7 protein-coding genes and 2 tRNA genes are annotated in these 12,091 nt (G+C 61.9%); 3 read left to right on the forward strand and 6 right to left on the reverse strand.

What is annotated here, in order from left to right; genetic code table 11:
* The first annotated feature begins 394 nt into the window (after nucleotides 1-394).
* Together OKA04_RS07985 and OKA04_RS07990 are read left to right on the forward strand one after the other, a co-directional pair.
* Nucleotides 395-4,156 carry a binary toxin-like calcium binding domain-containing protein gene (locus OKA04_RS07985; protein ID WP_264500621.1) on the forward strand — a complete coding sequence of 1,254 codons (3,762 nt, stop codon included), beginning with the start codon at nucleotides 395-397 and terminating at the stop codon, nucleotides 4,154-4,156.
* A gap of 163 nt (nucleotides 4,157-4,319) precedes the next feature.
* Nucleotides 4,320-5,216: a metallophosphoesterase gene (locus OKA04_RS07990; RefSeq protein ID WP_264500622.1), complete on the forward strand. Its 897-nt coding sequence runs from the start codon at nucleotides 4,320-4,322 to the stop codon at nucleotides 5,214-5,216.
* A gap of 106 nt (nucleotides 5,217-5,322) precedes the next feature.
* On the opposite strand, the gene OKA04_RS07995 is transcribed toward OKA04_RS07990, so the two are convergent.
* The 3 genes from OKA04_RS07995 to OKA04_RS08005 form a co-directional block, all read right to left on the reverse strand.
* The gene (locus tag OKA04_RS07995; protein ID WP_264500623.1) at nucleotides 5,323-7,326 is read right to left on the reverse strand and encodes an autotransporter-associated beta strand repeat-containing protein; all 2,004 of its coding nucleotides are present in this window, start codon (nucleotides 7,324-7,326) and stop codon (nucleotides 5,323-5,325) included.
* Between the two features lie 100 nt (nucleotides 7,327-7,426).
* Complete coding sequence (locus OKA04_RS08000; RefSeq protein WP_264500624.1) at nucleotides 7,427-8,176, reverse strand: LytR/AlgR family response regulator transcription factor; 750 nt, start codon at nucleotides 8,174-8,176, stop codon at nucleotides 7,427-7,429.
* Nucleotides 8,173-9,540 carry a sensor histidine kinase gene (locus OKA04_RS08005; RefSeq protein WP_264500625.1) on the reverse strand — a complete coding sequence of 456 codons (1,368 nt, stop codon included), beginning with the start codon at nucleotides 9,538-9,540 and terminating at the stop codon, nucleotides 8,173-8,175. Before OKA04_RS08005 ends, OKA04_RS08000 begins: the two co-directional genes overlap by 4 nt.
* A 234-nt stretch (nucleotides 9,541-9,774) precedes the next feature.
* On the opposite strand from OKA04_RS08005, the gene OKA04_RS08010 reads away from it, so the two are divergent.
* Nucleotides 9,775-10,908: a hypothetical protein gene (locus OKA04_RS08010; protein ID WP_264500626.1), complete on the forward strand. Its 1,134-nt coding sequence runs from the start codon at nucleotides 9,775-9,777 to the stop codon at nucleotides 10,906-10,908.
* A gap of 71 nt (nucleotides 10,909-10,979) precedes the next feature.
* Here OKA04_RS08010 and OKA04_RS08015 read toward each other — a convergent pair whose 3' ends face one another.
* From OKA04_RS08015 to OKA04_RS08025, 3 genes are all read right to left on the reverse strand, one after another.
* Nucleotides 10,980-11,624 carry a hypothetical protein gene (locus OKA04_RS08015; RefSeq protein ID WP_264500627.1) on the reverse strand — a complete coding sequence of 215 codons (645 nt, stop codon included), beginning with the start codon at nucleotides 11,622-11,624 and terminating at the stop codon, nucleotides 10,980-10,982.
* Nucleotides 11,625-11,756: 132 nt separating this feature from the next.
* A tRNA-Gly gene (locus tag OKA04_RS08020) sits at nucleotides 11,757-11,831 on the reverse strand.
* A 185-nt stretch (nucleotides 11,832-12,016) separates the two neighbouring features.
* Nucleotides 12,017-12,091: transfer RNA gene (locus tag OKA04_RS08025), tRNA-Gly, on the reverse strand.

A 12,091-nucleotide genomic window follows, 5' to 3' on the forward strand; every position in this document is an offset into this window, starting at 1 on the left:
CGCAGATCGATTCGGATGCCTAAAGCAGCTCATTCGGCATTTTTTGTGTCATACTCCGCAACTGAATTTGATGTCTCCCAAAATTGGCATGGGTGACACTGAGCGAAAAAAGTGCGGAATTACGCCGCCGATTTTGTAGGACAGCCATGGGCTGAATACTTTGTACCACGTGGATTTCGATGCGCCGGTTGAATCAAATTACCGGCATCCGATGACTCCGGTTTTGACCGATTCCTCGGTTCGGACTTGCTGATCATCCACCCTCAGCAAACGCGGCCAATTACTAACCATGGGAACCGGGCACCGGCTCTGCTATGCATACATTTGCATAAATTGAACCCGGGGGAGCTCCCGATCCCACAACCATGCAAAAAACTACAACGACCGAAAATTCATGATCCATCGTCAGGTTCGCAAAGCATTTGTCAGCCCGCCTGACTGGAGACCTATCCGCTGGCTAACGGCCCTCGCAGGCCTGCTCGCCACGAACAACGCAATCGCAGCCCTCCCGCCAGGAAACCTCCTGGCAAATCCCTCCGGGATGCAGGAGGCCAACTTCGATTGGACCATCACCGCCGGCCCCGTCTCACCACCGAACTACAACACGGGATGGCGCAGGGACGGCGGCACCGGCGTCTCGCCTTTCAACCCCTCGAATGTCCGCGCGGGATTCGGAGGCAGGACCACATTCCGCGACGGCTACTTCCGGACATCCTATTCTAACAATCCCTGCTCGCGCTTCCAACTCATCGACCTGGAGGCAAGAGGAGCGACCCGCGCGGAACTCAACGCCCAACCGGAAATCAAGGTGGGTGAGTGGATCTCCAGCTACTCTGCAAATGTGGGCAACTACTCTGACAACTTCTTCATCACCGTCAAGTTGTTGGCAGAAAATGGAACCACCGAATTGGCCACATGGACGGTAAACAACACCACCAACGGAGGCATCCCGAACACTTGGACGCTCTTCCAGAACACCTTCGCCAACTATGGCGAGGGCCTACGCTACATCCGCTTCGAAAGCGGCGGGTGGGACGGAGGAAACTGGTTGGGCCAGTATGGCAGTTTCCATGACGAGTCCTTCGTCGAATTCACCCACGACTCCGATGGTGACGGCCTACCGGACGCGGTCGAGGCCGCCTATGGAAATGGTGCCGACCTCACTCCGGAAGGCGACGTCGATGGGGACGGTCTCACCAACCTCGAGGAATACGAATACGGGACCGACATCGGGAATCCCGACACCGACGGAGACGGCCTCGACGACGGGGACGAGATCACCCATCGCGGCAATGCCCTCATCCGCGACACCGACGGAGACGGCATCGAGGATGGTGATGAGGTTCACCTCTATCAAACCATGCCCGACTTCGCCGACTCGGACAACGACGGCTTCTCGGACTACGCCGAGATCTTCGGCGACGTGCCGTCCGATCCGAATAGCGCGACCAGCGTGCCCGGTGGCATCACCGCCGAGAAGCGGTACGAGCTGGTCGGCTCCGACCTGACCGACCCGGAGAATGACGGCAACGACTCCACGGCCAACGGCACCAACTTCAACTGGACCGCCATCCAAGCCGGAGCCAACGGAACCTTCGCAAACGAAGGCACCTACAGCGTCTTCGACAACAAGGTGAATCAGAGCGGTTCGAAATGGTATGCTGCCACAGTCGGAACCACCGCTTGGGTCCAGGTGAAGTTCGACCAACTCACCAGCCTCACCGGCTTCTCCCTGACATCAGGAGGTGATGCGCCAGAGCGCGACCCCTTGATCTGGGAGATCCAGGGCTCCATCGAGGACGTGGCCACGAATCCGACGAAGTTCACCACGATCTATCGTTGGACCAGCAACCAGCCACCATGGCTGCCTTCCGAGCGCAACGTGACCTACTCCGTCACGCTGCCAAAGAAGACCCTGCCCTACCGCTGGATCCGATACCAGGCCTACAGCGTCCGCAGTGGCACCGCATTCCAGCTCGATGAAATCGAGTACTTCGGCGAGAAGTCGAATGCCGATGCAGATGGCGACCAGATCCCGAAACTGTGGGAGGACTACTATGCCTTCATGTCGGACAGCAATGCGGCCGATGCAACTGCTGACCAGGACGGCGACGGACTGAACAACCGTGGGGAATTCCTTGCAGGCACCGATCCCACGAATCCGGACACCGATGGTGACGGACTCACCGACGGCCAAGAGGTCAACACCTTCCACAGCAATCCGCTGCTCACCGACTCGGACGGCGACGGACTGACGGATGGCCAGGAAGCAGGTCCCGGCGGCTATGGAACGGACCCGGCGAAGGCGGACACCGATGGCGACGGATTCTCCGACTACATCGAGGTGATGGCGGCTACCCCGACCAATCCCCTGCTGAACACGAGCAATCCCGCAAATGTCACCGCCACCAAGCCGGCGACACTTGTCGGAGGTGACCTGACGGACCCGGAGAACAACGGCAACGACTCCACGCCCACCGGCACGAACTTCAACTGGAGTCACATCCAGGCGAGCGTGAACGGAACCTTCCTCGGGACAAGCGGTGAAGGTGCCTTCAGCGTCTTCGACAACAAGGTGAACGTGGCTGGCTCCAAGTGGCTCCTGAACGGCTTCACCTCTCCGCAGTGGATCCAGGTTAAATTCGATACCCACACGAGCCTCACAGGGTTCTCGCTCACCTCGGGTGGCGATTTCCCTGAGCGCGATCCTCTAGTGTGGGAAATCCAAGGGTCCACGGAAGACGTGAACGCGAATCCCACCAAGTGGAAGACCATCTTCCGCTGGGACTATGGCCAACCTCCGTGGACGAATGCCGAGCGAGCCAGGACCTACCTGGTGACCCTGCCGAAGAAGACCCTGCCCTACCGCTGGATCCGCTTCCAAGTGAACAGCCTGCGCAGTGGAACCACGTTCCAGTTGGACGAGATCGAATACTTCGGCGAGCGCACGAATGCCGATGCCGATGGCGACCAGATCCCGAAACTGTGGGAGGACTACTATGCCTTCATGTCGGACAGCAATGCAGCCGATGCACTGGCTGACCAGGACGGGGACGGCCTGAACAATCGCGGTGAGTATCTCGCGGGAACCGATCCCACGGTGGCGGACAGCGACGGCGACGGTCTGTCCGACGGACTCGAGGTGAATACCTACCAGACCAATCCTCTGGCAGCAGACACCGATGGCGACGGGCTGACCGACTTCCAGGAAGTGGGCCCCGGCGGCTATGGCACGGATCCGAAGAAAGCGGACACCGATGGCGATGGCTTCTCGGACTTCGCGGAAGTGAACAACGTCCCGCCGACCGATCCGAAGTCCGCGACCAGCGCTCCATATCGCGTTACCATCCTGGGCACCGGCAACGGTTCCTTGATCGGAGCCGACCTGACCGACCCGGAAGACGACATCAACGACGGCCTCACCACGACCTCGAATGCAGGAAGCGGTTTCAACTGGGTGGCCTCCTATACGAACTCCACGAAGAACTACTTCAACGGTCCGGCAAATACCGGCACCGCCAATGAAGGCATCCTCAACCTCTTCGACAACAAGGTCGGCGGCGGGGAAGCCAAGTATTGCTGCGAGGCTGGTCCCCGCTTCATCACGCTGGAATTCGCAAACCCCGTCTCCCTGACTCATTTCACAATGGCATCCGGGAACGATTCGCTCGAGCGCAGCCCGGCGATGTGGGAACTGGCAGGATCGAACAACAATACGGACTTCACCGTGATCGTGGCGGATACGACCCCGGGGCATCACTGGACGGCCTTCGACCAGGTTCTCCGGTTCGACCTGAACCAACCGGCCCCACCTTACAAATTCATCAAGCTCACGCTGATGAGTTCGACGGCGACGGCCCCGGTAACAAACGCCATCCAGTTCAGCGAAGTGGAGTACTTCGGCTCGGTGGTGACCCAGACCGCTCTGGCGATCGCCAGCAGCCGCTTCGACAGCGAAGGTGACTTCCAGGTGGAAGCCAAGGGAATGGTCACGGGCACCTGGTACCAGCTTTTCCGCAGCACCACGCTGGAGAACAACTGGACGCCGGTGGGTGCAGCGGTCCAAGGCACCACGCCGACACACGTCTTCGAGGATGAGAATCCTCCGGCGACGAAGGCCTTCTACCGCGTGGGAGACGTGCTTCCGCCTCCATGATTGACCTAAGGTTTTCCGGATCGCCCCCACGGTCCTGACTACCGACCAGCCAAGCCCCGCCGGATGCTGTCCGGCGGGGCTTTTTCGTGGGCGCGTGCGAGGCCGATCCGTCACGATGATGTCATTGTCGTGCCCCGGATCGCGGGTATGGTGGGAGACCACCATGAAACGCCGCCACTTCCTCGGCACCGCTGCGGGCCTGCTACCCGGTGCCTCCATTGCGACCGATGGACAGATGCCGCTGCTACGCTTCGGCCTGATCGCCGACGCGCAGTACGCAGACGCTGATCCCGAAGGTGAGCGCCACTATCGCGCCACTCCGGAGAAGCTGAAGCGTGCCGTGGAGATCATACGCGCTGCGAAGCCCGCCTTCACGCTTCACCTGGGGGACTTCATCGACCGCGACTTCAAGTCCTTCGACACGGTGCTGCCGCTGATCAATGAGCTCCGCCACCCCGTTCATCACCTGCTGGGAAACCACGACTACACGGTGGCAGATGGAGACAAGGCGCGGGTGGTGGCCACGCTCGGCATGCCGCACGACTACTATACCTTTCGTAGCGGGAATGTCCGCTTCGTGATGCTGGATACGAATTCCGTATCCACCTACAAGCAATCGGCAACGTCACCCGCGACGACCGCTGCCGCGGCACAGCTCAAGTCGCTGGAGGCCGCTGGCCACCCGGGTGCGAAGCCGTGGAATGGGGGCGTCTCCGAAACCCAGCTCGAATGGCTGGATCGGGAGCTCTTCGCCGCGGATGTGGCGAAGGAGCGAGTGATCCTGTGCGGTCACCATCCCCTGCTACCCGCTGGCGAGCACCAACTCTGGAACCACGAAGCCGTGCTGTCCGTGATCGACAAGCACCCCAGCGTCGTCGCGTGGTTCAATGGCCACAACCATGCCGGGGACTTCGTCGAGCGACAGGGCGTTCCCTATGTAACCTTCCGCTCCATGCTGCATCACCCGGAGAATACCGCATTCTCCATCATCGACGTGCATGCCGACCGCATCGTGATCACCGGCCACGGCCGCGAGGTCACCCGCACGCTGATGTTTTGATCTCGCCGCATCCTTGTCGGCGGAGTTGGGAAAGGCCGCCCCGCGCTCCCGTGCGTGGCGACCTTCCCCTGTCCTCCGACGGGTGCCATGAGAAAACTACAACCGATCAGGAATCCACCTCGACCTTGAGGCGGGCGAAGAGCTTGCCGCCCGGAGGCATCGGGATGCTCACCGTCCACGAGTCGCCACCGGGGCCGGGCTCGGTGGTGATGATGACGCCATCCTGGCCATCCACTGCCACGAGCGGCAGATCCAGCCCTGTGCCATACTCGACGACCGGTGCGATGGAAGCTGCTCCGGCATTGCGCTCGAAGGTGAAGACAAAGCGGTCTCCCACCACGCGACCGGAGGGCTTGCCGACCGGCTGGCCGGACACGAGCGGATCGCCATCGAGGAAGAACTCGAGGATATTCGCAAAGCCATCGCCATCCGGATCAGCCTCGGGCAACTTGTCCTCGTCGCTGGCCCACGTGTAGTTCGAGGCCCAGTTCGCATACGGGGAGGTGCCGGGCGTCACCGCTATCTTGTTGCCCTGGTAGGCGTAGTCGATTGTGTAGCCCGCGCCATTCTCGATGCCCGCGAAATTCCCGCCACTACGGGTACCGTAGGTGGCGATGACGTAGGGCTCGGTCAGCGGCTCGCCTTCCGGGAGTTCGATTCGAAGGGTGGCTCCTTCCACATTCAAGTCTCCCTCCACGACCAGCACGTCACTGCCGGCAGGCGTGAGTTCGATCGCGAGCTTGCCGGCCACCGCCACATCTTCCTTCACCGTCAGCGTGCCCACGCCGTATCCCGGAGCGATGGTGCCGGTCGAGGTGATCGACTTGTTGATCGTGCCCGAGCCACCGATGGTGCCATCGGCCTGCACGGTCACTTCGGACGCGGTGAGCGTTCCATTGATGAGCAGCGTGCCACCTTCCACGACGGTCGCGCCGGTGTATTGGCTGCTTGCCTCGAGGGAAAGGGTGCCTCCGTTCCGCTTCGTGAGGCCGCCACCTCCATCCAGGAGATTCAGGCCGATGCCGATGGAGTGCGTGTCAGTGTCCACGAAGAGGCCACCATCTTCCACCGTCAGGCTGTCGATGCCGCTGATGAAGTCGGCATCACTGAAGCGAGGCTTGAGCGTGCCGCCATTGAAGACGATGGCGGTGTTGCCGGTGCTTCCACCCTTGATGATCCGGCTCGGGTTGAGCGTGCCACCGTTGAGATTGAAGGTCGCGCTCGCCGAGTCGGCATTGCCCATGACGAGGGTGCCGAAGTAGGCGATGGAGGCCTCCCCGCTGATCGTCCACGTCGCCGTGGCGTTCCCGCTCTCGCCCAGCAGCGTGTCCGTGCTGCCATTCGTGAAATAGCCACCCGTCTGCTGGACGATGGCCGAGCTGCCATTGCCGCGACCAAAGACGGCCGAGGTGCCCTGAACCTCTTCCACGACCTTGTTGAATGATCCTGCGCCCAGCTTCATCGTGCCGGTCCCGCCGTCCGCGCCAACAATGAGCATGTCGATCGCGTTTGCCGCGGATTGACCGGAGAAATCGAGCGTTCCCTTCGCATTGGCACCCACACCGATGTGCCATGGCGTGACGCACCGGATGAAGCCCGAGGACTGGACCAGCTCGCCTTCACTGCCCGCTCCATCGCCGATGGAGAAGGTGCCGCCGCCCATGCGCTGGATCATCCCGTTCTCCATCACGAAGAGGCCGTTGCCCCCGCCGGTGCCGATGGAGATCTGGCCCATCGCCATGAACATGCCGGTCTTGAAATCGAATCTTCCGAGCGATCCCGTCAGATTGCCGACGATGGTCGAGCCGGTGTTGGTCATGCCGACCTCGGTGCCGAAGCCACCGCTCGACACCCGGACGCCGCCAAGCGTCGGGGGCGCGGTGTTGATCCAGACCGATCCGCCATTCGAGACCACGGCGGTGTCGCCGCCACCGGGCAGCACGCCGCCGGACCAACTGGCTGTATCGGTGAAATTTCCATCTCCCCCGGTCCACTGGATGTCAGCGGCGTGCAGGGGAGTGGTGAGGAGGATGCCCGTCGCAAGCGCTTGGATTGCGCGACGGGTAACAGGTTGGGTGACGAATCGGGTTTGAACAGAGATCGAAGGCAACCAATTTTTCACGATCGCCGGATAAGGCACTATCCCCCGTTTCCTCCACCCGGATGGGACGAATGGCCCCGGCTCCGTGACGAAAGCGCCATCATGGGGATCAACCCGCGCCCAATCTTTCCTGAAGATCGCGCAGCGGGATCGTCATGTCCACACGGGCACCGGACTTCAGGATCACGCAGTAGCTTCCCGCCCCCATGGGCTGAACCTCGCGCAGCCGTGAGAGATTGATGATGGCCGAGCGGCTCACGCGCATGAAGCCATGCGACTCCAGGCGGTCCGTCATGGCGGACATCGTTTCACGCACGATGTGCCGCTCGGGACCGCAATGCAGCACGAGATAATTCCCCGCTGCCTCCACGTGATCGATCTCTGCGGCGCGGACGAAGACGATGCGCTCCGGCGACTTCACCAGCACGCGCGGGCCGCCATCGATGATGTGGAGATGGGACTTCAATTGCGAAAGCCCGCCATCGGACCCCGAGGAAATGCGCTCGCGTGCGCGGCCCAGCGCTTCCTTGAAGCGGGATGCCTTGAAGGGCTTCAGGAGATAATCCACTGCACTCACCTCGAAGGCACGCACCGCATGCGTGTCGTATGCCGTGGTGAAGATGACCACCGGCGCGGGATTCACGGGCAATTCCTCCAGCACATCGAAGCCACTCAGCCGCGGCATCTGGATATCGAGGAAGACGAGGTCCGGTCGCAGTTCCGCGCACATCGCCAGCGCGGCCTCGCCATCCGCCGCCTCGCCCACGATTTCCACGTCGGGCTCACAGCCTAACAGACTGCGGACCCGCTCGCGGGCCAGCTCTTCATCGTCCACGATCACGCATCGGATTTTTTTCATCGGGTGGCAGTATGGGCTGGTAGCTGGATGATCATGTGGACGCCTCCTCCGGGCGGCTCCTCCGAGCGGAAAACGTGCCTGCCGGGATAAAGCGCGGCGAGGCGCTCGCGGATGCTCGCCATGCCGATGCCGCTGCCGGAGCCACCCTTCGAGTGGCCGATGCCCACGCCATCGTCCTCGATGCGGATGGTCAGCATGTCGCCGTCCAGCGCGGTCACGACCCGCACACAGCCACCGCTGCCACGCGGCTCGATGCCGTGGTGGATGGCATTTTCCACCAGCGGCTGCACGAGCAGCGCGGGCACCAGCAGGCCGAGCGTGTCGCGGGCGACCTCACGCTCGACCTTCAGCCGATTGCCGAAGCGCATGCGCTGGATATCGAGATAGCGATCGACGAAGTGCAGCTCCTCCCGCAGCGGGATCTCCGCCTGGCGCTCGCCATCCAGCGCGATGCGCAGCAGCTCGCTGAGGGACATGATCATCTCCTCCGCGCGCTCCGGATCCTTCCGCGTCAACATCGCGATGCCATTCAGCGTATTGAAAAGGAAATGCGGCTGGAGCTGGGCCTGCAGCGCCTGTGCACGGGCCTGCGCGTGGCGAGTGTGGAGCTCGGCGGCCCGCTCATTCTCCCGCCTCGCCGTGCGGAGGAAGAGCCATGCGTGGGACAGGATGAGCAGCGCGGCGTAGACGAAGCCGTCCAACAGGACCTTCGACATCGCGGGCACCTTCTTCAGCCCGCCCAGCGACTCGTCCGCACGGCGGGCGATGTCCGCCCATTGTGCCTCGATGCGTTGCTTCAGCTCCTCACGCGTGAAGATCACCCCCGGCAGCTTCCGCGGATCCACCTCGGGCGGCAGGCCGAAGGCCTCGGGCAGCTCCTGCTGGGGATCGCGACCGATCTCGCGGGTCAGCGGGATGCCGAATTCGCCGCCCGGTGTCTTGTCAAACCCCGGCGGGAACCACGACTCCACCGCGGGCATCGGCGCGAGAATGGGCTGACGGCGCGCGGCCTGATCCTGGAAGACGAGACAGACCCCGATGAAGGCGAGCGCCGCGGGCACCAAAACCAGCACGTGCACCCACTTCCGCCGGCCAAAGAGCGGGAACCTCGCCGCCAGCCCGAGCACGTACGGCGCGAGTAGTAGCCACGGCACCCAGGGCAGGAGCTGCTGCTGCATCACCAGCCGCGAGGCGGACGCATCCAGCGTGCCACCCGCTCCCATCTCCACGAAGATCACGCGGCTCTCCGGCTCGCGCAGCGCGAACCACCAGACCGCCACGGCGGCGAGCACGGTCCACACGGCGAAGAATACTCCCGGCAACCACCCTGGCAGGGCACCGGCGCGGGATGAAGGCAGGGTCATCGGCGCGACAATCATGGAGGATCACCGCGGGCACGCGGCTTCGATTTGGATGAACTAACCACGACAAGGGACGAAGGCACTATAAATCGGGGTGGAGCCGCTGGTCAAAGTGCGCTGCCATTTGCCGTTTTCATAGCGTCCGCTGCCAGTTCCGCCGGATGGAGCAGATACCATGGTGCTCTGCGAAATCCCGGAAATGATAAGTGCGTAGTCTCGCAGACCAGTGTCGATGCCATGAAACCCATCCGCCTCCTCTCCCTCGTCCTGCCTGTCTCGCTCGCCTTTCAAGCCTCGCTCGCCCAGGAGCGCCCGCGGCTTCAAGTCATCAATGGCAGCAAGCAGACCCTCGATCTCTTCTGGCTGAAGTCCGATACGGAGAAGGTGGCGAATGGCAGCATCGCCCCGGGGAAGGACAAGATCTTCACCACCTCGCCCGGCCATCGCTTCCAGATGATCGGACGCGATGACAAGTCGGATGCCACGGTGACCGCACAGGTGCCGGTGCAGGGATTCCGCTTCGATCCGCCGGACAAGGACGGCATCCCGGCCTTCTACACGCAGGTCGTGCGGCTGCGGGGCTTCCCCATCGTCGCCTCGGCGAAGGTGAATCCCTATGCGCTGAAGGAAGCCGCTTTCCTCTGCGACCTGATGCTCGCGAAGCGCCCGGACGTACTGGAAGCCATGGTGAAAAGCGGTGCGCGCCTCTGCATCATGGCTCACGACGAATACACTACCGACCTGCCGGAATTCGTCCGCATGGGCGAGCAGCCGATGCCGGGCTATGAGGAATTCTCCGGCAAGGATTTCTGGGACGCACGAGCCCGCGGCACCGGTGGCAGCGAGACCGATCCATATTGCACCTGCGGAGAGGAGAATCTGTTAGGCTACGAGGGTGATCCCTATTCCACCGAGAACATCCTGATCCATGAGTTCGCGCACAACATCCACCTGCGTGGCCTGAACAACGTGGACCCCACCTTCGACAAGCGTCTGAAGGAAGCCTACGACGCCGCGATGAAGGCGGGCCTGTGGAAGGGGAAATACGCCAGCATGAACCACTACGAGTACTTCGCGGAAGGCGTACAATCGTGGTTCGATGACAACCGCGAGAACGACCACGACCACAACCATGTGAACACCCGCGCGGAGCTGTTGGAGTATGATCCCGGCCTCGCCGCGCTGTGCCGCGAGGTCTTCAAGGACACCGAATTCAAATACACCAAGCCAGCCACCCGCCTGACCGGACACATGGAAGGCTACGACCCCTCGAAGGCTCCCCGCTTCGTCTGGCCCGACCGCCTCACCGCCATCAAGGCCGCCATCCGCGACAAGTCTGCGGCGAGGGACAAGGCAGCGAACGGCGGGTGAACTCCGCTACGATTCCCTCACAGCAAAGAACACGCGCACTCCGCAGTCCGTCGTCGAACTGCAATGTCTGATCACTCCGGCCACGCCACCTTCGGCTTCTTGCCCTTCCAGAAAGGCTGCGCCGGATCGAAGATGCTCTTGCCGCCCAGGATCACGTCGCCTTCCGCAGTGATCGGCTCGATCGTCGCGGAACCATCGATCCGCAGGATCACCGCCTTGCCACCGAAGGGGACGGGGTCGAAAGCCATCTTGCCCGTCACCAAAGGAGCCATCGCCACCGGAGTGGCAGAGTTATTTGAAGTGCTAAGTCCGGGGATGTAGGAGATCCCGCACTCCCCCGCGGCCAGTGCCTTGGTGGAATCGCTGAAGTCATTGTCCGGAGCCATTCTGCCACCGATCTGGAAAATTGTCTCTGTCTTCGCCGTGCTGGCGATGAGTTGGCGAAAGTAGGTATTTGAACTATCGCCCTCCATATCGAGGATCGAGCCGGTCGCATCTTTCACCTCAGCGGCAGTTTCACTGTTGGGAAAGGCGCCGTAATCGCTGTCGAAACCAATGAGACCAATATGGAGCTGCCTGAGATTGAGGATCGTGGTCTTCGCATTGGCGAGAGCGACCTCGGGTTCGACGGGAGCCGCGGCGGGCTTCGCTTCTGGCTCGGCATGAACCGGACCAGCAAGCATCGCGAGAAGGCAAACGGACAGAAGGAGCTTCATAATGGATGATCGGACTACCACCAGATATGGTCCATTTTTCCTCATGTCACAAGAATCAAGCATCTTCCCGGACGACTGTCCGGCGTGAAACAAAAAAAGCCTTCCGGGTCCGGAAGGCTTTCTGAGGAAAAATGGAGCGGGCGATGAGATTCGAACTCACGACATCCACCTTGGCAAGGTGGCGCTCTACCACTGAGCTACGCCCGCGTCGCGAAACGCGTGCGCGCTTTCTACATGCCCGCGCCCCGTGGACAAGAGAAACCGTACGACTTTCTGGTCATCGCCGAAAAAGCGAGCCGGTGCAGGCTGCCGAATGGCCAGCCGCCTTGCGGGCAACCGGATCCCGTCAAACAAAAAAGCCCTCCGTGTCCGGAAGGCTTCTTGAGGAAGAATGGAGCGGGCGATGAGATTCGAACTCACGACATCCACCTTGGCAAGGTGGCGCTCTACCACTGAGCTACGCCCGC

Source organism: Luteolibacter flavescens, from assembly GCF_025950085.1.
Lineage (GTDB): Bacteria > Verrucomicrobiota > Verrucomicrobiia > Verrucomicrobiales > Akkermansiaceae > Haloferula > Haloferula flavescens.

What these genes read in the sequence shown, in the direction of transcription:
- OKA04_RS07985 (WP_264500621.1), top strand. Translation starts at nt 395, where the DNA reads ATGATCCATCGTCAGGTTCGCAAAGCATTTGTCAGCCCGCCTGACTGG.
- OKA04_RS07990 (WP_264500622.1), top strand. Translation starts at nt 4,320, where the DNA reads ATGAAACGCCGCCACTTCCTCGGCACCGCTGCGGGCCTGCTACCCGGT.
- OKA04_RS08000 (WP_264500624.1), bottom strand. Translation starts at nt 8,176, where the DNA reads ATGAAAAAAATCCGATGCGTGATCGTGGACGATGAAGAGCTGGCCCGC.
- OKA04_RS08005 (WP_264500625.1), bottom strand. Translation starts at nt 9,540, where the DNA reads ATGACCCTGCCTTCATCCCGCGCCGGTGCCCTGCCAGGGTGGTTGCCG.
- OKA04_RS08010 (WP_264500626.1), top strand. Translation starts at nt 9,775, where the DNA reads ATGAAACCCATCCGCCTCCTCTCCCTCGTCCTGCCTGTCTCGCTCGCC.
- OKA04_RS08015 (WP_264500627.1), bottom strand. Translation starts at nt 11,624, where the DNA reads ATGAAGCTCCTTCTGTCCGTTTGCCTTCTCGCGATGCTTGCTGGTCCG.